Origin of the sequence: Bordetella tumbae (assembly GCF_965139195.1) — a bacterium.
In the GTDB taxonomy this organism is placed as follows: Bacteria; Pseudomonadota; Gammaproteobacteria; order Burkholderiales; family Burkholderiaceae_B; genus Bordetella_A; species Bordetella_A tumbae.
Genome location: NZ_CBCSJH010000019.1, coordinates 81,583 through 105,613 on the forward strand (window position 1 = coordinate 81,583; position 24,031 = coordinate 105,613).

Annotated in this window: 23 protein-coding genes; 15 read left to right on the forward strand and 8 right to left on the reverse strand. The window is 58.1% G+C overall.

Going from position 1 to position 24,031, the window contains the following annotated elements; genetic code table 11:
* Positions 1–217 precede the first annotated feature (217 nt).
* Complete coding sequence (locus ACNA0J_RS18735) at positions 218–1,414, reverse strand: ABC transporter substrate-binding protein (RefSeq protein WP_415820365.1); 1,197 nt, start codon at positions 1,412–1,414, stop codon at positions 218–220.
* Positions 1,415–1,671: 257 nt separating this feature from the next.
* On the opposite strand from ACNA0J_RS18735, the gene ACNA0J_RS18740 reads away from it, so the two are divergent.
* The 7 genes from ACNA0J_RS18740 to ACNA0J_RS18770 all read left to right on the forward strand — a co-directional run bounded on the left by ACNA0J_RS18740 (position 1,672) and on the right by ACNA0J_RS18770 (position 8,873).
* Positions 1,672–3,012, forward strand: a complete 1,341-nt coding sequence (locus ACNA0J_RS18740; RefSeq protein WP_415820366.1) for an aromatic ring-hydroxylating dioxygenase subunit alpha — start codon at positions 1,672–1,674, stop codon at positions 3,010–3,012.
* Complete coding sequence (locus ACNA0J_RS18745) at positions 2,999–3,535, forward strand: aromatic-ring-hydroxylating dioxygenase subunit beta (RefSeq protein WP_415820367.1); 537 nt, start codon at positions 2,999–3,001, stop codon at positions 3,533–3,535. The genes ACNA0J_RS18740 and ACNA0J_RS18745 overlap by 14 nt, the downstream gene beginning before the upstream one ends.
* Positions 3,532–4,134, forward strand: a complete 603-nt coding sequence (locus ACNA0J_RS18750) for a cysteine hydrolase family protein (RefSeq protein WP_415820368.1) — start codon at positions 3,532–3,534, stop codon at positions 4,132–4,134. The genes ACNA0J_RS18745 and ACNA0J_RS18750 overlap by 4 nt, the downstream gene beginning before the upstream one ends.
* A 2-nt stretch (positions 4,135–4,136) precedes the next feature.
* Complete coding sequence (locus tag ACNA0J_RS18755; protein ID WP_415820369.1) at positions 4,137–5,000, forward strand: SDR family oxidoreductase; 864 nt, start codon at positions 4,137–4,139, stop codon at positions 4,998–5,000.
* An 84-nt stretch (positions 5,001–5,084) separates the two neighbouring features.
* Positions 5,085–6,263: an AraC family transcriptional regulator gene (locus tag ACNA0J_RS18760; protein ID WP_415820370.1), complete on the forward strand. Its 1,179-nt coding sequence runs from the start codon at positions 5,085–5,087 to the stop codon at positions 6,261–6,263.
* A gap of 147 nt (positions 6,264–6,410) precedes the next feature.
* Positions 6,411–8,006, forward strand: coding sequence for a phytoene desaturase family protein (locus tag ACNA0J_RS18765; protein WP_415820371.1), 1,596 nt, complete (start codon positions 6,411–6,413; stop codon positions 8,004–8,006).
* An 84-nt stretch (positions 8,007–8,090) separates the two neighbouring features.
* The gene (locus tag ACNA0J_RS18770) at positions 8,091–8,873 is read left to right on the forward strand and encodes a cyclase family protein (RefSeq protein ID WP_415820372.1); all 783 of its coding nucleotides are present in this window, start codon (positions 8,091–8,093) and stop codon (positions 8,871–8,873) included.
* Between the two features lie 69 nt (positions 8,874–8,942).
* Here ACNA0J_RS18770 and ACNA0J_RS18775 read toward each other — a convergent pair whose 3' ends face one another.
* The gene (locus ACNA0J_RS18775; protein ID WP_415820373.1) at positions 8,943–9,875 is read right to left on the reverse strand and encodes a LysR family transcriptional regulator; all 933 of its coding nucleotides are present in this window, start codon (positions 9,873–9,875) and stop codon (positions 8,943–8,945) included.
* A 114-nt stretch (positions 9,876–9,989) separates the two neighbouring features.
* On the opposite strand from ACNA0J_RS18775, the gene ACNA0J_RS18780 reads away from it, so the two are divergent.
* The 3 genes from ACNA0J_RS18780 (at position 9,990) to ACNA0J_RS18790 (ending at position 13,539) form a co-directional block, all read left to right on the forward strand.
* A complete protein-coding gene (locus tag ACNA0J_RS18780; protein WP_415820374.1) occupies positions 9,990–11,018 on the forward strand; it encodes a hydroxymethylglutaryl-CoA lyase in 1,029 nt (342 codons plus the stop codon).
* Between the two features lie 46 nt (positions 11,019–11,064).
* Positions 11,065–12,375 (forward strand): CaiB/BaiF CoA transferase family protein, encoded by a 1,311-nt coding sequence (locus tag ACNA0J_RS18785; RefSeq protein WP_415820376.1) that lies wholly within the window; start codon positions 11,065–11,067, stop codon positions 12,373–12,375.
* A gap of 105 nt (positions 12,376–12,480) precedes the next feature.
* Complete coding sequence (locus ACNA0J_RS18790) at positions 12,481–13,539, forward strand: Bug family tripartite tricarboxylate transporter substrate binding protein (RefSeq protein ID WP_415820378.1); 1,059 nt, start codon at positions 12,481–12,483, stop codon at positions 13,537–13,539.
* A 54-nt stretch (positions 13,540–13,593) separates the two neighbouring features.
* Here the strand turns inward: ACNA0J_RS18790 and ACNA0J_RS18795 are convergent, their stop codons facing one another.
* The 5 genes from ACNA0J_RS18795 to ACNA0J_RS18815 all read right to left on the reverse strand — a co-directional run bounded on the left by ACNA0J_RS18795 (position 13,594) and on the right by ACNA0J_RS18815 (position 17,252).
* Positions 13,594–14,445, reverse strand: coding sequence for an alpha/beta fold hydrolase (locus ACNA0J_RS18795; RefSeq protein ID WP_415820379.1), 852 nt, complete (start codon positions 14,443–14,445; stop codon positions 13,594–13,596).
* Positions 14,442–14,828: a hypothetical protein gene (locus ACNA0J_RS18800; RefSeq protein ID WP_415820380.1), complete on the reverse strand. Its 387-nt coding sequence runs from the start codon at positions 14,826–14,828 to the stop codon at positions 14,442–14,444. Before ACNA0J_RS18800 ends, ACNA0J_RS18795 begins: the two co-directional genes overlap by 4 nt.
* Before the next feature lie 44 nt (positions 14,829–14,872).
* Entirely contained in the window at positions 14,873–15,043 is a 171-nt protein-coding gene (locus ACNA0J_RS18805) for a hypothetical protein (protein ID WP_415820381.1), read from the reverse strand.
* A gap of 13 nt (positions 15,044–15,056) precedes the next feature.
* Positions 15,057–16,271, reverse strand: coding sequence for an ABC transporter substrate-binding protein (locus ACNA0J_RS18810; RefSeq protein WP_415820393.1), 1,215 nt, complete (start codon positions 16,269–16,271; stop codon positions 15,057–15,059).
* A gap of 87 nt (positions 16,272–16,358) precedes the next feature.
* Positions 16,359–17,252, reverse strand: a complete 894-nt coding sequence (locus tag ACNA0J_RS18815) for an NAD(P)-dependent oxidoreductase (RefSeq protein ID WP_415820382.1) — start codon at positions 17,250–17,252, stop codon at positions 16,359–16,361.
* Positions 17,253–17,517: 265 nt separating this feature from the next.
* Between ACNA0J_RS18815 and ACNA0J_RS18820 the strand changes: the two genes are divergently transcribed.
* Genes ACNA0J_RS18820 through ACNA0J_RS18830 form a run of 3 tightly spaced genes read left to right on the forward strand, consistent with a single transcriptional unit; the run spans position 17,518 to position 20,841 of the window.
* Positions 17,518–18,507: a Bug family tripartite tricarboxylate transporter substrate binding protein gene (locus ACNA0J_RS18820; RefSeq protein ID WP_415820383.1), complete on the forward strand. Its 990-nt coding sequence runs from the start codon at positions 17,518–17,520 to the stop codon at positions 18,505–18,507.
* 16 nt (positions 18,508–18,523) lie between these two features.
* Positions 18,524–19,954, forward strand: a complete 1,431-nt coding sequence (locus tag ACNA0J_RS18825; RefSeq protein WP_415820384.1) for an NAD-dependent succinate-semialdehyde dehydrogenase — start codon at positions 18,524–18,526, stop codon at positions 19,952–19,954.
* Entirely contained in the window at positions 19,951–20,841 is an 891-nt protein-coding gene (locus tag ACNA0J_RS18830) for an NAD(P)-dependent oxidoreductase (protein WP_415820385.1), read from the forward strand. The genes ACNA0J_RS18825 and ACNA0J_RS18830 overlap by 4 nt, the downstream gene beginning before the upstream one ends.
* Here ACNA0J_RS18830 and ACNA0J_RS18835 read toward each other — a convergent pair.
* A complete protein-coding gene (locus tag ACNA0J_RS18835; protein ID WP_415820394.1) occupies positions 20,838–21,758 on the reverse strand; it encodes a LysR substrate-binding domain-containing protein in 921 nt (306 codons plus the stop codon). The two genes, ACNA0J_RS18830 and ACNA0J_RS18835, sit on opposite strands and share 4 nt — an antisense overlap.
* Before the next feature lie 164 nt (positions 21,759–21,922).
* Here ACNA0J_RS18835 and ACNA0J_RS18840 point away from each other — a divergent pair, with 164 nt between their 5' ends.
* Together ACNA0J_RS18840 and ACNA0J_RS18845 are read left to right on the forward strand one after the other, a co-directional pair.
* Positions 21,923–23,389 carry a M20 family metallopeptidase gene (locus ACNA0J_RS18840; RefSeq protein WP_415820386.1) on the forward strand — a complete coding sequence of 489 codons (1,467 nt, stop codon included), beginning with the start codon at positions 21,923–21,925 and terminating at the stop codon, positions 23,387–23,389.
* A 24-nt stretch (positions 23,390–23,413) separates the two neighbouring features.
* Positions 23,414–23,971, forward strand: coding sequence for a DUF1415 domain-containing protein (locus tag ACNA0J_RS18845; RefSeq protein WP_415820387.1), 558 nt, complete (start codon positions 23,414–23,416; stop codon positions 23,969–23,971).
* Positions 23,972–24,031 lie beyond the last annotated feature (60 nt).

A 24,031-nucleotide genomic window follows, 5' to 3' on the forward strand; every position in this document is an offset into this window, starting at 1 on the left:
TCGCTGCGCTCCTTCGGTTTCCCTCGCTCGATCCCAAGGCGCCCTCACGCGGCCACTGCCCAGCCTCGACTCGCAGCGTCTCACAATGCACGGGTGTCCGAGTTTTGTGGACGGATTAGGCTCGATTTTCGCTTCTTGAGGTTGGTATTGATCAAGGGGGGCGAATGGTCTCGGCAATGTTCGTCCGGCTTTTGTATGTCTATATCCGAAGCGTGCTTCACGGCATCTTGCATTCGGCGGCGAAGGCGTCTGCGTGCTGGGTCAGCGTGGTGCCGACGAGTTTGTTTTGCAGTTTGCCATCCGCGGTGCGCTGGACTTGGCGCATGTAGATGTCCTGGATCGGATACTGGTTGGTGTTGAATTTGAAGCTGCCGCGGATGGATTGGAAGTCTGCGGCTTTGAGGGCTTGCCTGAAAGCGGCTTTGTCTTCCATTTTGCCGCCGACTTTGCGTACGGCGCTGTCGATGAGCATGGCGGTGTCGTAGGCTTGGGCGGCGTACATGGTGGGTGAGCGGCCATAGGATTTTTCAAAGTCGGCTACGAATTTTTTGTTGGCCGGATTATCCAGGTCGGCTGCCCATTGTGAGGCGTTGTACAGGCCTTCCATGGCGTCGCCGACGGCGCGGATGGTGTCGACGTCGGCGGAGAAACCCGGGGTGAGAATGGCCATTTGTTTGTCCATGCCGGCCGCGCCCATCTGTTTGATGAAGTTCACGCCCAGGCCGCCGGGCAAGAACAGGAATACGGCGTCGGGCTTGGTGGCGCGCAGTTGCGCCAGTTCGGCGGAAAAGTCGAGCTGACTGAGTTTGGTGTAGACCTCGTCGGCGATGGTGCCTTTGTACAGGCGTTTGAAGCCATCGAGTGATTCGCGTCCACCGGGGTAATTGGGGGCGATGAGGGCGACGCTTTTGTAGCCTTTTTCGGTGGCGAATTTGCCCATGGCGGCGGGGATGTCCTCGTTCTGCCAGGCGACGGCATAAAAGCGCGGATCGCATTTTGCGCCGGCGTAGTCTTTGGGGCCGGTGTTCACCGATAGATAGACCGTGTCGCTGCGCAGGATTTCGGGGAGTACGGGTAACAGGACGTTCGAGAATACGATGCCGGTCACCACATCGACTTTGTCGCGTTTGAGAAAGCGCTCGACCGCGCGGCGTGCGGTCTGTGGGTCTTGGTGATCGTCTTCGATTTCCAGTTCGACAGGCACGCCGCCGAGTTTGCCGCCTGCATGCTCTACGGCGAGGTTGAAGCCGTCGCGTATTTCATTGCCTAATGCGCTGCCGGGGCCGGACAACGTGGTCAGCAGGCCGATTTTGACGGCGTCTTCTGCTTGGGCGGGACAGAATGCCAGGCTGGCGATCAGGGCGGCAGCGGTCGCTGTGGCGCGCACGCGTGGAAAGGAGGCAGCTTTGCTCATGGTGTCGGGTCCAGGTTTGTGGCACTGCAATACGCTGGCGGAAGTCGCCAAGCCTCGTCCAGATTGTGCGCAAACCCGTGGCGGCGGACTATCCGATTTTGGCGGGTGTGAGCTCAGTCTTATCCGTATCGTGCAGCGAGGCGCATTTTTGCCAAACGTGGATACCGGATTGCGAACTCTGGCTATTTTGTCGATCGGGATGTCTCTAGATTGTCAGGTATCTGGTGTTAGGTCTCTGGACCTTTTGGGAGATTGCGATGACGCTTTCCAATGAAGCACTGGCCGAGTTGGTCCGGCCGGATAGCGTAAACAAGCGGGTATATACGGACCCGGACATCTTTAACCTGGAAATGAAGCGTATCTACGGCAAGGCCTGGATATATGTCGGGCACGAAAGCCAGGTGCCCAATACCGGTGACTATCACACGACGCGCATTGGCGATCAGGATGTCATCATGGTGCGCAGTACGGGCGGCGCCGTGCACGTGCTGTACAACCGATGTCCGCACAAGGGCGCAAAACTGCTGGCCGATGGGGATGGTAATACCGGCAAGTTCTTTCGTTGCCCGTACCACGCTTGGACGTACAAGCTGGATGGCAAGTCATTGGCGGTGCCGCTAAAGAATGCCATGGAGGGCACTTGCTACGATCCTGCGCATCCCGATTTTTCGATGAGAAAAGTCGCGCGGGTCGAGAGCTATCGTGGCTTTGTGTTTGCGAGTCAGTCGGCCGAGGGGCCGGATCTGCGCAGTTTTCTCGGGGGCGTGATCTCGTCGATCGACAATCTGTGCGACCGCTCGCCGGTGGGCGAGGTCGAGGTGGCAGGCGGCGTGTTCCGCGTACTGCAGCCCTCAAACTGGAAGGTGTTTTACGAGAATCTGCACGACACCATGCATGCGCGGGTGACGCACGAGTCCTCGTTTCAGGCGGCGCGCGACGAGGCTGCGGTGTTGGGCGAGATGCCGTTTGAGCTGTTGATCATGGACGGCAATGGCGAACCCTATGAGTTCTGGGAAAAGCTGGAGCTGCGTGCCTATGACAACGGTCATGGCTATATGGAGGGTATTTTCGATCCGGCCGCAGCGACGCGTGATCCTGTGTCGCGGGCGCATTTCGAATCATTGTCGTCGGTGCATGGCGAGACGCGTGCGCGTGAAATCCTGGGGATGAACCGACATAACACCATCATCTATGGCAGCGGCTCGCCGCATACCGTGTTTCAGCAGTTTCGGGTGATACGCCCGGTCGCGGTCAACCGTACGATGGTAGAAATCCAGACCTTTCGCTTGAAAGGTGCGCCGGATGGCGTGTTTGACCGAGCGCTGACCTATGCGAACGTGATCAATTCCCCCTCATCCAACGTCATGCCCGATGATGTCGAGGTCTACAAACGCTGCCAGGAGGGCAACCTGAACGACGGTGGCGATTGGGTCAGCCTGCATCGCTACATGGGTACCGACAAGGTGCTGCCGGATGGCATGGTGTCTACCAATGGCACCAGCGAGTTGCCCATGCGCAATCAGTTCAAGGCATGGCGCCAGTACATGCTGGAGACGGGATCGGAACATATCCAAGGAGCGGGCCGTGCTGTTGCTTGATCGTAATTTTGATGTGTCGGTAACGCCCGTGTCGTCCGCCGCGTTGAGCGCCGACGAAATACGCGGTGTGGAGCAGTTCTTGTTTCAGGAAGTCCAGTATCTGGATGACCGTGATTTTGAGGCGTGGCTTGCGTTGTGGGATGAGGATGGCCGGTACTGGGTTCCCCGGTTTGAACACCAGGCGAATCCCTTTGAACAGGTGTCGCTGTTCTGGGAAGACAAAATGCTGCGCGAGGTGCGGGTCAAGCGCTTGAGCAACGCCCGAAACTGGTCGCAGCAGCCGCCTACGCGATGTTCGCATCTGGTGGGCAACGTGGCGGTCAAGGGCTGGGACTCGGCAGGGCATTTGATTGTGCGTTCCAGCGTGCACCATACCGAGTGGCGCGGTGAGCAGCGGCACCTGGCAGGGGCCGTGCATCACAAGTTGGCGCGCGATGGAGAGGGAGGATGGCGCATCCGTCTCAAACGTGTCGATCTGGTGAATTGCGATAGCGTGTTCGCGAACCTCGAGGTCTTTATATGAGCCGAGTCCCGACGGCGTTGCTGGCTCTGCACTATCAGAACGAGGTATTGCATCCCGACGGGCTGATTCGTGTGGGGATTGCTGATGACGAGGTGCGCACGGCGTTGATCGAACGGGCGTCGGCGTTGTTGGCTGAGGCGCGGCGCCGCGATTGGTTGATAGTGCATGTGCGTATCGCCTTTCGGCCTGACTATGCAGATATGCCGCGCAATATGCCCATTTTTTTGCGCACCGAAGCTCTCGGCGCGGTAAAGGACGGGGAGTGGGGCGCCGAGTTTTATCCGTCACTGGTGCCGCTCAACAGCCTGCGTGAGTTTGCCTTGAGGCACACTAGCATCAGTGCGTTTCGTGGCACGGCGTTGGATCAACTGCTGAGGTCGCATGGCATTGTGCGTGTGATGGCGGCGGGAGTGGCCACGCATTCAGTGGTCGAGGGCACCGTACGCGAGGCGGCGGAGTCGGGCTACGAGGTCACCGTTGTCGCCGATGCCTGTGCCGCAGCACAGCGTGCGACGCACGAGGCTGCATTGGCGTCGATGGCGCTGATGGCGCAGGTGATTACGGTTCAAGAGCTGATCGCGTCAGCGGAAAAGGAGTGATCATGGAGCAGCAGCACATCGCGTCTGCACAAACACCTGGCAACATCCCCGCCCGCTTGGCTGGAAAAGTGGCACTGGTGACCGGCGGTACGCAAGGACTCGGGGCCGACGTGGCCCGCGAACTCGCCGCTGCGGGCGCAGAGAGAGTCTTTGTCGTGGGACGTGGCAAACAGGCAGGAGAAGAGGTGGCTGCCTCGCTGGGCGGGGCTGGCGTGGCGATAGAGGCCGATATCACGGACGACACGGCATTGGCGCGATGCGTGCGGATTGCAACCGACTATGCCGGCCGCATCGATATCCTGGTCAACTGCGCTGCCGCGTATGACGATGCGGGACTGGCGTCGACGCGTGACCAGTGGCTCAGTACCTTGAACGTGAACCTGATCTCGGCCGCCGTACTGACACAGATGGTCACACCACATATGCCGCGTGGTGGCGTCGTGATCAACATGGGCAGCATCGGCGGGAAATTCGGCGCGGCAGGGCGAGCCATATACCCCGCCTCGAAAGCTGCGCTGCTGCAGATTACCAAAAATTTCGCGGTTACCTTGGCGCCGGCGGGAATCCGGGTGTTGTCGGTCTCTCCCGCCTGGACCTGGTCGCCGATGTTGGCCCAGATGAGCCAGGGGTCTATTGAACGGGCTGATCAGGTCGGAGCAGCCCTGCATCCCTTGGGCCGTGTTGGCCGAGGCGAGGAAATCGGCAAAGCGGTGGTTTTCGCGGTCAGCGACGACGCCTCGTGGATGACGGGAACGGACCTGGCCGTCGATGGGGGATTCAGTTGCCTGGGGCCCGATCAGGGGATGTCCGCCAGACGTTGGTTCGAGACGGCGCCGCAAACAGGGACTAGGGATTTGCACGAATAGTTTAGGGCTAAACGAAGCGTTATCGTCGGATGTTTGATGGCACGTACCACGTGACTCATGACTTTATGCATCCGGGGGGAACGCATGATGGACGTCAGATGGAATCTGGATTTATCTAAGATTTATCGTGCCCCGATATTCCAGACGCGTTCGGCCCGAGATGCGCAGTACCAGCTCAGCCGGCAATTGGTCGATCATGGTTTGCGGTGGTTTCCGGGCGAGGTATCGGCCTCGTTGTATCGCCGTGAACTCAATCGCATCAGCCTGATGATTCTGCAGTATGGCACTGAGGTCGAGGTCTCGCCCTTGGCGTTCGAGGACTTTACGCTGGTGCAAATGCCGCTCAAGGGCGCGGTGCAGATCGAGTCCGCGGGTACCTGTATCCGGGTCGTTCCTGGCGAGGTCGCGGTGGTCCCGCGTGGATGCCCGGTGCGTTTGCTATGGGAGCCCGGATGTGAGCAGCTCATTCTGCGTTTGCCGGATAGCCTTTTAGCCGATGGTGGTGAAACCCCTGACGGTGCGGCGTCATTGCCGAGCACCTGTACGCCCTCCGATTATTGGCCTCGAGGGCTGGTGAGAGAGGCCCTCAGCTCGCGCAGCGGTATGGCAACTCCTCGCACGGGCGGCTCAAAGCTGAACTGGACTGACCCCGTCTACAAGATCCGAGCGGATCTGATTGATCCCTGGATCGGGATGTTGCAGCAGGCGGTGGCGTTGTTGCCGGCGGGGAATACGCACGTGCTGCATCCTGCATGGCTGAACCAGTTCGAGCAAACGCTGGCAGGGTTTGTCTACGCCCATCAGCCGACAGTGTTGAACGCTGCCGAGCGGTTCAATGATGGTGGGCCAGACGAGATGGTATCGGGATATCGCGCTGGACAATGTCCGCAACTGGATCGGCTGGAGGACTACATTCGCAGCCGGCTGTTTGCGCCGCTTTCTCTGGCAGATCTGGCGCGCGCTGCGGGCGTCACCACGCGGACGCTGAACGTAGTGTGTCATCGGCATCGTGGTGTCGCGCCGATGACGCTGGTGCGCAATCTGCGGCTGGATGCGGCCCGCCAGCGTCTGCTATCAGGCCTGCCAGTCAGCATCACCGAGGTGGCCATGGAGTATGGATTTGGGCATCTGGGCCGATTCTCTGCCTATTACCGTGAACGTTTTGGAGAACTGCCCAAGCAAACGGGGCGTGCGCTGAAAGAAGCACAATGTGCCCAGGCCCCACGCCTGGGCACACAGCGCCATGCTGCCATGCCTTCGTGAGGGCAAAACTGGATAACTCATTGCGTTTTGCGGATAGTTTGTGTGGATTGAGGACGCCATGATTGAGGGCATCAGGCCTGCCGTCATCGCCGACGGTAATGCCTCTTTCAGCCTTGGCACACAGGCCGGGTATTTTCGGAATCTCTGATGGCGCAATCCTCTGATCCCGTATTCGACGTCATCGTCGTAGGCAGCGGCATGAATTCCCTGGTGTGCACGGCGCTGCTCGCGCGCCGCGGCCGCAAAGTACTGATGCTGGAGCGCGAGGCGCAATTAGGCGGTTGCATCCGGACCGATGAGTTGACCTTGCCAGGCTTTCACCATGACACGCTGTCGACCGCCCAGCCTCTGTTCATGGTGGGGCCGGCGTACGCTGCGCTGGGAAAGGCACTGCACGAGGCCGGCCTGGAATACTGCAACACATCGCAGCCGACGGCGGTATTGTTGCCGGATGGCCGGCATCTGACGTTGTCGACATCGCACGAGCAAAATCGGGCGGCATTCGAGCAAGCGCATGCCGGTGACGGGCAGGCATATGCAGCGGCGCTGGCCAATGTGCAAGCAAACGCACCGCTGGTCTTTGGCTTGCTCGGCAATGAATTGTGGCGCTGGCAGACGCTGCGCACCGTGGCGGGGACAGCGTGGAAGCAGGGGCCACGTCATCTGGTCGGATTTATGGGCAGATCCCTGACCCCAGCGTCGTCATGGCTGCGCCAGGACTTCAAATCTGATTTGACGGCGGCATTGTTGGCGCCATGGGTGCTGCATTGCGGCCTGAGCCCGGATGCACCTTTGTCCTCATTGATGGCGCAGGTCGTGGCGATGACACTGGAGGGAGTCGGTTTGCCTATCGTAAAAGGCGGCAATGCCAATACGGTGCGTGCGTTCGAACGGCTGATCCGTGACGCGGGTGGCGCGATTGAAACACAGGCCGATGTCGTCAAGGTGCGTGTGGAACAGGGCAGAGCCGCCGGGGTGGTGCTGGCCGATGGCCGCGTTTACCGTGCTGCAAACGTGGTGTGCAACGTGACACCGACCCAGTTGTATGGTCGCCTGTTGGATGAGTCCGAGGTGCCCGACGCGGTGCGGGCCGAGGCACAGGCCTGGCGTTATGGCAAAGGCAATATGCAGATTCATCTGGCGTTGGACGAGGCGCCACAGTGGAACGTCGAGGCTTTACGAGACGTCGGCTATGTCCACATCACCAGCGGCGTCGATGCGGTGTCCAGGGCGGTGAACGAGGCCGAACGAGGTCTGCTGCCCGCTGCGCCGACCATCTGTGTGGCACAGCCAACCGTGCTGGACCCCACGCGGGCACCACCCGGCAAACATATTTTGTGGGTTCAGCTGCCGGAATGTCCTCGTCACCCCGTGGGCGATGCATTGGGCGCATTGCCGATTCCCGAGCCGGGGAACTGGAGCGTTGCATTGCGCGAGGCTTATGCCGATCGCATCATCGACACGTTGGCGCAGCATATTCCGAATCTGCGCCGCAGTCTGTTGGGGCGTGCCGTGCTGTCGCCGGCAGACTTGGCGGCGATGAATATCAACCTGGTTGGCGGCGATCCCTATGGCGGGGATTGTGGCCTGGATCAATCCTTCTTTTGGCGTCCCTCTCGCGTGAATCGCAATCACTCGACATCAGTCCGGGGGCTATGGCACATTGGTGCGTCGACGCATCCGGGGCCAGGACTGGGAGGCACATCCGGTTTTCACGTGGCGAGCGCGCTGGGGGCAACGTGACGCCGGTTTCCAACCGCTCGTGCGTGCGCTGATGATGTGGGCCCACGAGCAGACGAATCGCAGATATTTGGATAGGAGTTCAACATGACCGTTTCAATGACGCAGTTCGCCCAAGAGGTCGCGAGTGGGGCGTTGCGTATCGTCGATCTGACGCACACGCTGTCGCCCGAGTTTCCTGCCCTGCAACTGCCTGCGCAGTTTGCCCAGGTCAGCGCCTTCAAGATCGAACGCATCTCTCAGTATGACGAGGCTGGCCCGGGTTGGTATTGGAATAACTTCACCTGTGGCGAACATACGGGTACCCATCTGGATGCGCCGGTGCATTGGGTCACGGGAAAAGACTATCCCTCGAATACGGTCGAGACGATGGATCCCCAGCGCTTTGTCGGGCAGGCCTGCGTGATCGACGCCAGTGCCCAGGCCGGGCAGAACGAAGACTTTGTGTTGACGGTCGAGTTTCTGCAGCAGTGGGAAAGTCAGCACGGTCGGATAGGCGAAGACGAATGGGTGTTACTGCGTACGGATTGGCACAAACGCATGCCTGATGCTGCGGCCTTTTTGAACGTGCGCGAAGACGGCGCCCACACGCCCGGCCCGTCACAGGAAGCCGTCCAATGGCTGATCGAGGCGCGCAATGTGCGAGGATTCGGCGTAGAGACCATCAATACCGATGCCGGCCAATCCTATGCCTGGCCGGTACCGTTTCCGTGCCATACATTGATGCATGGCGCGAACAAATTAGGCTTGCAGTGTTTGACCAACCTGAATCAACTGCCCGTGCGGGGAGCGTTGATCGTGGCTGCGCCGTTGAAAATCCAGAACGGGTCTGGATCGCCGTTGCGGGTGTTTGCGGTAATACCGGCTTGATGATCGGAACAGGTGCCGCCGAGTCGGCCCTGATCATTCAATAGCGTCCATATTGCCCATCGTTCTGGTCTAGCGACGTGATGGAGCCGGCTTATTCAATGGCGTTTTGGCGGCTTGCTCCAGATGCGTCAACAACAAGCGGGCCGCGCCAGATAGCGAGGCTTCGTCGCGTGTGACCAATGCAAAGCGCCGATAGGCCCAATCATCCGTCAGATCGATGATGCGCAATCCGTTCGTTTTGGCATAAGGCTCGGCAATCTCCCGTGGGGATACGCTGATAGCGAGGTTGGCGCGCACCACCCGAAAGGCCGAGTCCAGATTCGAGACGGTGACACGGTGCCGCATGACTTTTCCTGCGCGGGAGGCCGCCTGTTGCAGCATGAGCAGGACAGCACTGGCCGGCGGCATGTTGACGTGTTCGTAGTCGAGCGTCTCGGCAAAACTGATGGTGTGATGCGCCGCGATCGGATGGGACGGATGGGCGACGATGGCCAGACGGTCGCTGCGATAAGGGCGGGTCTGCAGTTCATCAAATTCCGCGGCGTCCCAACAGATACCCAGCGAGGCTACGCCATCGCGTATCCCGCGTATCAAATCTCGGGTCACGCGTTCTTCGAGCTCGATTTTGATGTCGCGGTGTTGCGGGTCCTGCAGAAACACGGCGATGTCTTCGGCGAGCGACTCCGCCAACGCCGAGGCCGACGCCAAAATGCGGACATTGCCGCGTATACCGGACGCATACGCCGACATATCCCGATCGATCCGTTCCGCACTGGCCAACATATCACGGGCGTGTTCGAGCAAGGTCTGGCCGGCCACGGTCGGTTCGACGCCATGGCGCCGCCGTGTCAGGAGCCGTACTCCCACTGTTTCTTCGAGTTGGGCCAGCCGTTTACTGATGGCCGAGCCGACAATGTTGGATTGCTCGCCCGCGCGGGCAATGTTGCGCGTTTCGCAGACGCGTACGAATAGGCGCAGGGTCGTGATGTCCAGGTCGCGCATGGTGGGGCCTTTTAAGATATTCTTATTTGGAATTTTTAGGGTTCCAAATTAACACTTTTTTAATTCTAAGGAATATCTAAACTGAAGGGCATTCCCTTACGGTGTTACGCCCTCATGACTAAACAGCAACTAGGCTCACAAGCAGGACCGCCGTCGCTTTCTCACGTCGGCTCCACGTCTGCATGGCCCACCCATGCGATCGTGCGGGAGGTCGGGTTACGAGACGGGCTCCAGAGCATTTCCCGAGTCCTGCCTACGGCGCGAAAACAGCAGTGGATACGCGCGGCGTATGAGGCGGGTCAACGGGAAATAGAGGTAGGTTCTTTTGTCCCAGCACGCCTGTTGCCGCAGTTGGCGGATACTGCCGAACTGGTGCAGTTTGCCAAGACCTTGCCGGGGTTGTTCGTATCAGTGCTGGTGCCGAATCTGATCGGCGCTCAGCGAGCGATGGACGAGCAGGCCGACATGATGTTGGTACCCTTGTCAGCCAGCCACGCACACAGCGTGGCAAACCTGCGCAAAACGCCGAAAGAGGCTATCGCCGAGGTTGCACGTATGCGTGCCGAGCGGGATGCCAGAGGATCCCGTACGCGTCTGGAGGTAGGCATAGGCACGGCATTCGGCTGTACCTTGCAGGGCAGGGTGGAGGCGGACGATGTGCTGGCGCTCCTGCGGGACGCATTGGATGCGGGAGCAGATCAGGTCAGTCTGGCCGATACGGTAGGCCATGCCGATCCTGCCTCAGTGCTGGCGTTGTTTAGCGCCGCTCGCAATGTGGCGGGAGACCGCCTGTGCTGCGGTCATTTTCACGATACGCGCGGGCTGGCTCTGGCGAATGTGATTGCCGCCTTGCAAACGGGCATTGAACGCTATGACGCCAGTCTGGCCGGTATTGGCGGTTGCCCGCATGCGCCGGGCGCCAGCGGCAACGCCGCGACCGAGGACCTCGTCTACATGTTGCAGGCCATGCACATCCAGACAGGCATAGATTTGCCGCGTTTGCTTGAATTGCGCGAGCAGGTGGCGGACTGGCTGGCCGGAGAATCGCTGCACGGCACATTGTGGCGGGCGGGGATTCCTGCGCATCAGGCGCCGGCGTTTCCTTCATCAATTCGGGCAGGAGCCTCGTCGGCGTTGATTTGATACGCCGTTGCGATCAGAACGAGCCAGCAATTTCTCGGAAATAGACATGCAGCAACCTAGCGGTACTTCATCTTTTGACACGACAGCGTCGTCTGGTACGACGGCACCACCTCATGCCGCATCTGGTGCCCACGCAGTGAGAGCGCCTTCGGATAGCCGCCAGGCTGCGGCGCGTGCATTGCCGCTGCAAGGGTTGCGGGTCGTCGAGTTTACTCACATGGTCATGGGGCCCACGTGCGGCATGGTGCTGGCCGACCTGGGTGCCGAGGTCATCAAAGTCGAGCCCGTGGGGGGCGATCGTACGCGTCATCTATTGGGTGCTGGCGCAGGGTTTTTCCCGCTATTCAATCGCAACAAGAAAAGCATCGAGCTCGATCTGCACGACCCCGAAGGCGCCGAGGCGGCGCGCCGTTTGGCAGCCAGCGCCGATGTCGTGGCCGAGAACTTCAAACCGGGCACGATGGCCAAGTATGGCCTGGACTACGCGTCCTTGAATCGTGTGAATCCCCGCATCATCTACGTGAGCCACAAGGGCTTTTTGCCGGGCCCGTACGAATTGCGCACTGCCTTGGACGAAGTAGTGCAGATGATGGGCGGGCTGGCCTATATGACCGGCCGGCCCGGCGATCCGTTGCGCGCAGGCACCAGTGTCAACGACATCATGGGCGGAATGTTCGGCGCGATCGGGGCGATGGCCGCACTGATCCAGCGCGGTATTACCGGGCGCGGCCAAGAGGTGCAATCGGCCCTGTTCGAAAATAATGTGTTCCTCGTAGGCCAGCACATGCTGCAGTATGCGATCACGGGCAAGGCGGCGTCACCCATGCCGGAGCGTATCTCCGCCTGGGCGCTCTATGACGTCTTTACTGTGAAAGACGATGAGCAGATCTTCCTGGCGGCAGTCAGTGACGCGCAATGGCGCACGTTTTGCGATGCGTTTGGTTTTGATGATTTGAAGTCTGCGTCGCATTTTGCGACCAATAATGATCGAGTCATCGCACGTCCCACCTTGTTGCCTGAACTGCGTGAGCGCTTGAAAAACTATAGTGCCAGCGAGCTGTCCGCAGTTTTTGAAGCACAGGGTCTACCGTATGCTCCCATCGTAAAACCCGAAGAACTCTACGATGATCCGCATTTGCGTGCGACCGGTGGGTTGGCGGAAATCCGCCTGCCGGACGGTGAACGGGCGGGCGAAATCACCCGTACGACACTGTTCCCGATGACACTGGATGGCCAGCGTCTGGGCGTGCGACTGGACCCACCCAGACAGGGAGAACACACGGCCGAGTTGTTGACAGATCTCGGTTACGACAAACAGAAAATCGCCGAGCTCAAAGCGCGAAAGGCAGTGGGATAAGCTTTTGCTCTGTGAATAGGCACATAGGACAGGGCCCTGCTAGCCATAGGGTGGCAAGATCCTTCGATAGAGAGGACTGCAGGGTTGAAAAACGACGGAGGTGACATGAAAAAATCAAAAGACATACTGAGTAGAATCGGCGATAACGGCATCAAACTCGCGAACAACATCTGTTCTACGCAGCAAACCGGGTGGTCACGCCGCCACGTATTGATGCATATGGGTGCGGGCTTGGCCGCCTTGGCGGCGCCCGGACTGCTGCGCGCCCAAGGCGATCGGCCAATCAAATTCATTTTGCCGGTGGGTGTCGGCTCGGGCGTCGATACGATCACGCGCAGTGCCTCCGAGGCGCTATCGCGCGCGTTCGGGCATACCGTGGTGGTGGAAAATCAACCTGGAGCCGGCGGTATCGTAGGCACCTCGGCGTTGGTGCGGTCCCCAGCAGACGGTTATACGCTCAGCGTGGTATCGAACAACCACGTGATTTTCCCCAGCGTATACAAGTCGCTGCCGTTCGATCCGCTGGCCGACATTACTCCGATCTCAGTGGTGGGCACATCACCCCTGGTGCTGGTCACGAATCCCGCTCGGATCAAGGCCCAGACCGCGCCGGAGTTGATTGCTCTGTTGAAAGCGCATCCGGATGATTACAACTATGCCTCGTCCGGTAATGGCACGATCCTGCAATTGGCTGTCGAAATGTTCCTGCTGCAAAGCGGGACTCGGGCCCGCCATATTCCGTACAAAGGGGTAGGCCCCATGGTGACTGACCTGTTGAGCGGCCAAGTGGATCTGGGTGTGCTGTCCGTGGCGTCGATTCGTTCGCACCTCGAGAGTGGCGCGCTACGGGCCATTGGATACTGTGGCACCGAGCGCAGCGCAGCACTGCCGAATATTCCCACCCTGCGCGAACAGGGAATGTCCAATTACAACGTCGAGGGCTGGATTGCCGTCGTCGGGCCGGCAAAGTTGTCCGCGGAAAATGTGCAACGCGTGTACAAGGCTTTTACTGAGGCGTTCAATACCCCAGAGGTCAAGGCCGCCATGGCCACTCAGGGCAACGTCATTACCCTGATGCCGCCCGATCGCACGAAAGCTTTCTTCAACAGTGAAATGCAGAAATATGCGGAGATCGTGACGAAGGCGGGAATTGAGAAGATGTAAGCATTCCGTGATGCGCAGCATCGCGCATCACGGCGTCCCGCCGCGCCAATCAGGTCAGGCTATTTCGTCGAGGACCGGCAACAGGTAGCTCAAGAATCGCTCTGGATCCTCGCTCATGGGGAAATGGCCCATGCCTTTCATGATTTGCCACTTTGAGCCTGGTATGGATTTTCCCAACAGGGCGGTATCCTCGGGTGTGCATGAGTAGTCGTACTCGCCCGTCAGCAGCCATAACGGGCACTCCTGCGTATTGATCCGAGTCAGATCCTTTCGAATGTCGCCATCGGCAGTGTAGAAATGCAGGTCGCCTTTGAAAACACCGGGCCCGCTTTGCATGTAGTGCCAAAGCGTTTCCCATCGATGTTCTTCGGGACTGGCGGGACCGACGAGGCCGGAAACGATGCCGGCACATACCTCACCGCCGTGGACATCGGGGCGATGCAGCCAGTCCAGATCGTAGTAGGGATCGACGTGAGCCCCGGATTGCAGGCCAATCAGGCCCCGGAAGTATTTCGCGTGGTGTAGCGCAAGGTGCAGGACAATCCTTCCGCCGATCGAGCACCCCATGACCACCGGCCGATCCAGCGACAGCGCGTTCGTGACGGCGAGAATAATGTCTGCATATTCCTTGGACCCGAGTTGGTAGCGTTCTTCGTGCCAGCCAGCGGGAGGCGAAGATTTCCCATGCCAGGGGAGATCGAAGCAGATCACTTTAAACCTCCGTGTGACCTGGGCCTCGTTCATGAGGGCACGATATTGGCGCGTGTCCGAGCCTGCCGTATGGAGGCAGAGCAGGGGGATGCCTTCTCCCGCCTCTTCAAAATAAATCCTATGCGGCTTGCCGTTGAGCGTGATTCGGAGATATCGGCCAACGATGGGTTCGATTTCAACGCCAGAGGTGCTCATTTTGTTGCTCCCGGGAGCCGGACGGTGGACAGCAGTTCCTTGAAATAAAGCAGATTCGACATAAACGGGTAGATGTTTCCCTGAATCGACATTCTGCGCGCTTTGGACAGCGCCATGACGTCGTGAAACCCGGGCGGGGGAGTGGGTGACCAGAATGTCTGCCACGTATCCTCATCTGCTCGAATGCAAAAGTCCCACTCTCCCATGATGAAAGGCCCCGCCTGGACCGCAGCTACCTCGCCTTCCACGATCTGAATGCGAAAACTGTCGTCGCCCGACATCAGCAAGAAACGGGTGTTCAGCCGTTTTGCATGCTGTACGAAATAGAGCTTCTTGTTAAATCGTTCTGGCAAATGAGCCAGTGAATCCTGGATATCGATCACCGTTGTTCTCCTCATGGATTCCGTTCGAGAATCTCTGTATTGCGCTACCTGTGGTGTACTAGAGCGGGATTCTGGTGCAGACAGTAAATCTCGCTGCCGTCGCCGCCCATGACCGGATATTGTTTGGCGACGAGCGGATCGTGGCCGGGAATGATGTGCGTATCCGCGGCTCGGCGCGAGACGGTGGCGTATCGGATTGCATAGACTTCGTACATGGGATGCCGGTTCTCAGTTTTTGAGTAAAGGGCATTTGCTTTCAGAGAGCGGCATAAAGGCCTGTTCGCCGCCCACCGTTTTTACGATGTTGTAGTAGTCCCAGGGCTCTTTAGAGTCGGCAGGGGATTTGACTGAAACCAGATATAGATCATGCAGCAGCTTGCCGTCTTTTCTGAGCCGGGCATTTCTGGCAAAGGCATCGTGGATCGGCATGTTCTGCAGGGTTTTCATGACGTCTGTCACGTTATCGCTGCCTGATTTTTCGACGGCCCTCAAATAGTTGAGAACGGCTGAGTACTGGCCTGCTTGTAGCGCCGTCGGCATTTTGCCGAATTCTTTATAGAATTTACGAGAAAATGTCCTGGATTCGTCGTCGAGATTCCAATAGAAGGTCTCGGCGAAGTTCATGTTCTTGGCGGCGTCGAGCCCCACACCGTGAACGTCGGTGATGCTCATCAGCATGGCGACGATTTTCTGCGATTCTGTCAGCCCGAATTCGTTGGCCTGTTTGATTTCGTTCTGCAGATCCGCGCCGGCGCTCGCCAGCGCGACGCCCTGGGCGCCGCTGGATTGGGCGGAAAGCAGGTAAGACGCAAAATCAGACCCTGGAAAAGGGTATCTGGACGAGCCTAGTACCTTGCCGCCGGCCTCTTTGATAAAGCGGGAACCATCATTTTCCAGCGAGTGGCCGAATGCATAATCGGCGGTAATGAAATACCAGCTCTTTGTTCCCGACTCGACCAGCGGCATCGTGCCTACCTTTGCCAGGGCATAGGTGTCGTATACCCACTGCACATTGGTGGGTTTGCATTCTTCGCTGGTTATCCGGGTTGCCCCGGCGCCGGTCACCATCGTCATGCGTTGTTTGTTTTCCGCGATATTCATCACAGCCAACGCCACGGCGCTGTTGCCGAGCTCGGTGATGACATCCACCTTGTCTTGATCCAGCCATTCCCGGGCCTTTGCCGAGCCGATATCGACCTTGTTCATGTGGTCGGCGACCACAAGTTCGATCGGTTTCCCGAGAACCTGTCCGCCGAATTCGGCGATAGCCAACTTGGTGGCGAGCATCGAGCCGGGGCCCACATTGCCCGAGTAGGCGCCCGAGAGATCCGTGAGGACGGCGATTTTCACGGTATCGTCCGAAATCGCCGCAGACGCCGCGGCGGACGTAGCCCCTAATACGACGAGCAGGCTGGCTAAAGGAAGTCGTTTGTTGGCAGGCATGTGTAGTCTCCTCCGTGTCGGCGCGAGGCCCGGGTTCGGCTCGCGCCACAAAAGTTTTGTGCTTATTGTTTTGGTGTTTGGTGGTGCTTAACTCAGTCGCGGTTTGGCGCAGTTGTTTACTTCGGCCCAGAAATCAGTGAGGCATGAAGTGTCTTGGCCCGCTTTTCCAGCGGCCAGCGCCATGCGGAAGATGTTCTTGGTGGTGTCGCATACCGGCAGGGCTATCTGGCTCGATGCTCCGGCGTTGGAGGCCAAGGAAATGTCTTTGTAGCCTAGCGCGAGATCAAAGCCGGGCGAGAGGTCGCCTTTCAATACTTTCTCGGGCCATTTCTGTTTCAACTGGCCGTTGCTGGCCGTGGTGCTGGTCAGCACATTGAACGTATTGTTCAGATCCAGTCCCAACGATTGGGCCAGGACCAAGGCCTCGGAGTTGATCTGGCAATAGCACAAGACCATCATGTTATTGATCAGTTTGGTGCGGGTGCCCGTTCCCGCGCCGCCGCAGTGATAGACGGTGGTGCCCATCTTGTACAGCACGGGTTCGACCTGCGGGAGATGCTCACCGTCAATGCCAAGCATGAAGAGGGATTCTCCTGTGTCCGCATGCATGGCCAATCTGCCGACCGGCGCGTCGCCGAATGCGATTCCTTTTGCGGTGAACGCCTGCGAAAGCATGTCCACCGTATCCACGTCGACAGTGCTCATATCGATGTATATCGCGCCATGGGGGATGTTATTGATGATCCCTTCTGCGCCCAGCGCGACCTCTTTTACTTGCTTGGGGCCTGGCAGCATCGTAAACACGATGTCAGATTGTTTGCATAAGTCGGCCACATTGCGGGCACGCTGGGCGCCTTGCGCTTCCAGCTTTTTGGCGGCGTCTTCATTCAGGTCAAAGACACAGACTTTTTCGCCTTTGTTGACCAATGAACGCGCCAATGAAAATCCCATTCTGCCTAAGCCGACGAACCCTATATTCATGTTGCCTCCTGTTGAGGCGCAAAGTGTATCGACGTTCTACGGGGCCTTGAGGGGACATTTTTTCTCTTTGATAGTCCTTTAAGGAATATCAATCGTCGTGCGGAATCGTTCGTCGAGAGAGCGGGCTGCTGATAGTCTAAAAAGGCATATTTGGCAGAGGAAATGTGAGCGCAGGCGTCGCCGCTTGATTGATAGACTGCAGCGAAATTGCACCGGAAAAATGGTGTGTCTCGCCAATAAATCAACAATTAGTCAGGAGACTTTTGTGGTCATCAATCGCCGTTCCATACTCGGCCTCGCCGCTGCTTGCGCGGGTACTGCCGCGCTCAGCGTGTCGTCTGTCGCTCATGCTGCCGCGTATCCGGAGAAACCCGTTACGCTCTATATCGGTTTTTCTGCCGGCGGCCCCACCGATATGGTCGGTCGCCTGTTGGCGGACAAGCTCAGCCAAAAGCTGGGGCAGACATTTGTCGTCGAAAACAAGGTCGGAGCCAGTGGCGTCGTCGCAGCCAATCTTTTAAAGAAGGCCAAGCCGGACGGCTATACATTGATGCTCGGCAGTAGCAGCACACTGTCTATCGTCCCGTACGTCCAGAAGGGTATTCAGTATGACGTGTTGAAAGACTTCACGTCCATCGCCTTGGTCGCCAGTTATCCGTATTACCTGGCGGTACCGGCAGACTCGAAATTCAAGACCTTTGACGATCTGATCGCCTATGGCCGCGACAAGAATAATCAATTGACTTACGCCTCCGCAGGCACGGGGGCCGTCAATCATCTGGCGGGCGAGTGGCTGAAAGATGAAACGAAGATCAACGCGTTGCACGCTCCGTACAAGGGAGATTCGGCGGCGATTCCCGATTTGATTGCAGGACGCATCGACTACGCATTGCTGGCGGGGATCGTCGCGCTGCCGCAGGCCGAAGCAGGAAAGCTTCGGATTCTGGCGTCGGCGAGCTCATCACCCGACAAAGGCGCACCTGATATTGAAATCATCGGACAGAAAAAAGTCCCGGGATTTGAGGCTGAGCCATGGAATGGCTTGATGGGCCCGGCCGGTTTGTCGAAAGAAGTCGTGACCACGTTGAATACCGCAGTCAACGAAGTCCTGTCTGATCCAGAGGTGAAAGCTCAGCTTCTAAAACTGGACCAGTATCCTTTTTCGAGCACGCCGGATGAGTTCAGAGAGCGCATCAAGGACCAGTCCGCCCGTTGGGAAGGCATCATTAAAAAAGCGAACATAGTGATTGAGTAATCTCGGAGCCTATAGCATGCAGTATTCACAATATATTGGCGGCAAGTTTCGTGACGGCACTGACAATGCAGAGTTGACCGTTGTATCACCGGGAACCGGGCAGGAGCTTGGGCGGTATCGTGGTGCGTCTCAAGATGACGTGGAACAAGCCATCGCCTGCGCGCAGAGTGCGTTTGATGCATGGCGCAAAACCGGGGTAACGCGGCGCTCGGAATTGCTGCGCAATGTGGCAAACGAGATGCGTCGTGATCGAGACAATCTGGCTCGCCAGATCTCGGCGGAGCTGGGGAAACCGCTGTCCGAGGCGCAGAAGGAAGTGGACGTCGCGGCCGAAATGTTTGAATGGTCGGCGGAAGAGGCGCGCCGTTTGTACGGCAGGCTGATTCCCGCCAGGGCGCCCGGCATACAACAGTTGGTGCAATTAGAGCCCTATGGCGTCGTGGGCGCGTTTTCGGGATGGAACGCGCCGGCCATCACGCCTGCTCGCAAGATCAGCGCCGCGCTTGCCGCGGGCTGCACTATTGTGTTGAAACCTTCTGAGGAGACAATCGGGGTTGCGCTGTTGATCGCGCAGGCCATTGAGCGAGCAGGGTTGCCCGCTGGTACGGTGAACATGGTGTTTGGCGATCCTGCTTTTATTGCCGATCAGCTTTGCACATCGCCATTGGTCTCCATGATTACGTTCACGGGCGGCACCGACGTGGGCAAACAGCTCGGCGCAAAAGCCGCATTGCACATGAAAAAAGCGACGCTGGAGCTTGGTGGGCATGCGCCCGTGGTGATTTGGAAGGACGTGGATGTCGAGAAGGTCGCCAAGGCCTGCGTAGCGACGAAATTCCGCAATGCGGGTCAAGTATGTACGTCACCCACGAGGTTTCTGATCCAAAGGGAAATCTACGACGAATTCTGCGAACAGTTTGTCAGGCACGCGAACAGTCTGCAGGTAAAGGATCCGTTTGATCCTGACTCAACGATGGGGCCGTTGAAAAACAAGCGGCGGCGGGATGCGATTGATCGATTGGTCAATAACGCGGTGGAGTCTGGCGCCAAACTGCTGGCAGGCGGTAAAGCCATCGACGGACCCGGCTATTTCTACCAGCCGACGGTACTGGCTATTCATGACAGAAAGGCGGACGTCTGCAGAATCGAGCCCTTTGGGCCCGTGGCATTGCTGATCCCGGTAGACACTGCTGACGACGCGATTGCCGAAGCGAATGCGTTGCCGTTTGGTTTGGCGGCATACGCATTTACTGGCGACATGAAGCTGGCTCATCGATTCGCCAATGACATTCAAAGCGGAGTCGTCTGCATCAACGAGCTGCAGGCGTCTCTGCCCGAAACACCATTTGGCGGCTACAAGGACAGCGGCTTGGGCTCCGAAGGAGGGATCGAGGGCCTGAGGGAATTCCTGCGTGTGAAGTGCGTGCGCCAAGGAGGGCTGGCATGAAGGCTACCCTGGGGTTTATTGGCTTGGGCGCCATGGGCGCCGGGATGTGTATGAACCTCGCCCAGAAGTCAGGGTGTGAGGTGTTGGCCACTGACCTGGACATGCAAAATGTCTACGCCTTGTCCTCGTTTGGTGTCATCGCCAGCAGCATGGCCGAAATAGCCAGCAGAGCGGATACGGTCTTTCTATCGCTGCCTTCGATTAATGAAGTGGAGCAGGTGTGCCTCGGAGAGCAGGGGTTGTTGGCGAACCCTGGCTCTTTGAAGACAATTGTCGATATGAGCACGAGCGAGGTCGAGCGTGTTCGTGGGCTGGCTTCTGCACTGCAGGAGCGTGGCGTCAGCCTGATTGATGCGCCGGTTGCCAGAAGCCGCGCCGCCGCAAAAAGCGGAACGCTATTGATCACCGTGGGTGCACGGCAAGATCAATTCGACCAGTTGAAGCCCTATCTCGACTGCATGGGCAGCGATGTTTTGCTGTGTGGCCCGACAGGTGCCGGACAGGTGGTCAAGGCCATGAACAATATGGTCCTGATCAATACGGTGCATGCATTGGCTGCCGCCTTCGCAATATCGGAACGATCGGGCGTTTCAAAGGACCTGCTGAGTCAGGTCCTGGGGCTGGGCTCGGCGGCTTCGTTTGCCTTGAAACTCACTGGTGCGGACTATCTGGCGAAAGACACGTTCCCGGAGAAAATGTTCTCGGCATCCTATGCGCTCAAAGACTTGAAACTGGCGCTGGCGCTATCTGCTTCTGTGGACGTCGATAATGAACTGACGGCAGTGACGGCCAGAAAGTTGCAGCAGGCGATCGATGCCGGCTACGCAGACAACTACTACCCGGTCATGTATAAGACGATGTCGTTGAATTCCAAAAGCAGCCTTTAACAATCAGGCAGCAAAGACTGGGTCGTCGCCGCCTGTGCGAGGATCCAGTCTCTGAACAGGGCTATTTTCCTGGATTCGCGCCGGACTTTGGGTCGTAGCAGATAAAAAGAAAGACCCGTTCTGACGGGTTGATTGAAGGGCGCGAGCAGTTTTCCTTCCTGGAGGTCTTCGAGTATCAAGGCCGTCTGGCCTATGGCGATTCCCAGACCGTCCATGGCCGCTTGCCAGGTCAGCACTGAGCTGCTGAAGTTCATTTGCGGCGTGTCGGAAATTTCCGGCGCGTACGCGCATGCCTGGGCCCACATGGCCCATTCGCCTTTGGGCCGATAATGAGAAACCAGTAATCTTGTGCGCAATAGGGCTTGGGGATAGAGCGCTTCTGGCGCATGCTTTTGCAAAAAATCGCGGCTGCATACCGGCTCGATAATATCGTCGAACAAGCAGTCGGCTACGGTGTCTGCCTGGTCTCCCGTTCCCAGCTGAATACTGAAATCGATGTGATCTTTTTCAAAATCGGTATTGTGTACAGAGTTGGTGATCAGTACAGACAGGTCCGGGTGCTGTTTGTGAAAATCTTCGAGCCTGGGGATCAGCCATTTGGCGGCAAAGGTCGTGTAGGTACGTACGCGGATTTTGTTGTCATTGCCATGTTCCAACAGACTGTCGGTCGCACCAGATATCTGTTCAAAGGCCGGAATAATACGCTCGGCGTATCCCTGTCCAATATGAGTCAGGCTAATGCCACGTTGTTCACGGCGAAATAGCTTCACGCCCAGATATTTCTCAAGCACATCCAATTGCTTGCTAATGGCCGATTGGCCAACATGAAGCTCTTTTGCCGCTTTGGTCAAGCTCTTGGTGCGCGCTACGACGTAGAACGCACGGAGAGGATTCATGGGGGGAAATTTTTTCGACATAAAAGGAGTACTGGCTGTTAGGCTCGGATTGTCGTTATTGCATTGCAAGCGCTTGTCGGCAGTAACCCGGGGCTATTCACCATAGCATTCTCGCGACCCTCCTGCATCTTTCGCGGGACAGGCATAAAATCCAGATTTACCCTTTTTCGTACAGGATCTGCGCCATGAACGCTCGCATTCCCGACGACGCTTTGCCGCCTACCCTAGACCCCGACGCCCTGCAGGCGTTTGTGGACCGCCAATGGGACGATGAAATCATCCCGGCCCTGACCGACTACATCGCCGTGCCCGCCAAAAGCCCGGCATTTGACGCGGATTGGGAAAAAAATGCTTACATTGAGCGTGTGGTACGCGATGCGGCGCAGTGGGTCGAGTCGCGCAAGGTCGCCGGCCTGAAGCTGGAGGTCGTGCGCTTGCCTGGACGTACGCCTGTGATCTTTTTCGATGCGCCGGCGACGCGTGCTGATAATGGCGACACGGTACTGTTGTATGGCCACCTGGACAAACAGCCTGAGTTTTCGGGCTGGCGTTCGGATTTGGGCCCCTGGACGCCTAAATACGAGGACGGCAAATTGTATGGCCGTGGCGGGGCCGATGATGGTTATGCGATCTATGCGTCGATCACGGCCATCATGGCGCTCGATGCGCAGGGCATTCCACGTCCTCGCTGTGTGGGCATCGTAGAAACCTGTGAGGAATCGGGCAGCTACGATTTGCTGCCTTATGTCGATGCGCTGCGTGATCGCCTGGGGAATGTGGCGTTGGTGGTCTGCCTGGATTCCGGGGCCGGCAACTATGATCAATTGTGGATGACCACGTCGTTGCGCGGGATGGTGGCCGGCACGCTGGAGGTCCAGGTCCTGGACGAAGGCGTGCACTCCGGCGATTCGAGTGGTGTCGTGCCGTCGAGTTTCCGTATCTTGCGTCATTTGCTGGACCGCCTGGAGGACAGCGGCACGGGGCGTCTGTTACCACAGAGCCTGCACTGCGAGATCCCGACGGCTCGCCGTGAGCAGGTCAAGGAAACCGCCCGTATCCTGGGCGACGAAGTCTGGCGCCGTTTCCCCTGGAGCTGTGGCGCCGACGGCAGTTTCGTATTGCCGATGACGACCGAGCCCGAAGAAGCCTTGCTGAACCGCACCTGGCGTCCGACGTTGTCTGTGACCGGTGCGGAGGGGCTGCCGCCGCTGATGAGCGCCGGGAACGTATTGCGTCCGCGCACGTCGTTCAAACTGTCGCTGCGGTTGCCGCCGCTGGTGGATGCAGTTGCGGCGTCGGATGAAATCAAGCAGTTGCTTGAGGCGGACTCGCCCTATAACGCGAAGGTCATTTTCGACGCGCAGCATGGTGCTACGGGCTGGAATGCCCCTGAGTCAGAGGCCTGGCTCACCCAGGCATTGGACGCGGCATCGCGCCAGTATTACGAGGCGCCTTGCGGTTACATCGGGCAGGGTGGCACGATTCCGCTGATGAGTCTGTTGCAAGAGGGATTCCCCAAGGCGCAGTTCATGGTCTGTGGGGTGTTGGGACCGCGTTCCAATGCACACGGCCCAAACGAGTTTCTACATGTGCCATACGGTAAACGCCTGACGGCGTCGGTGGCGCAAATCATGGCAGCGTTGCCGGTTTGATGTCTGGCAGTTGAGTACATTCTTATGATTCATATCGACGGCGCTTATCAGCGCATCATCGACGAGACTCGTCTCTGGGTGGAACGGGCTGTGATCGGCCTGAACCTGTGTCCCTTTGCCAAAGCTGTGCAGGTGAAAAACCAAGTTCGCTATGCGGTCAGTGACGCTACTGATGCGGAGGGCGTGCTGACTGACTTGGAAAACGAACTGCTGTTGTTGTCTGAGACTGATCCGGAGCAGACTGACACGACGTTGTTGATCGTGCCGGATGCGTTGAACGATTTTTATGAGTTCAACGATTTTGAGGATTATTCGGATCGGCTGCTCAAGCGTATGCGGTTGGTGGGTGATCTGCAGGTGGCGACGTTTCATCCGGATTTTCAGTTTGCGGAGACTGAGCTGGATGATGTTGAGAACTGTACTAATCGGTCGCCTTATCCGGTTTTGCATATCTTGCGGGAAGACAGCATAGATCGTGCTGTGGAGGCGTTTGAGGATGCGGCGGAGATTTATGAGAAGAATATTGCTACGTTGAGGAGGCTGGGCTGGGAGGGGTGGCGGAAGTTGATGGCTGCGGAGTAGGGGTTCTGTTGGTCGTCGAGCCGAGGCAATCGGCCCGGCCGGGCTTCACAAAGTCGGTCC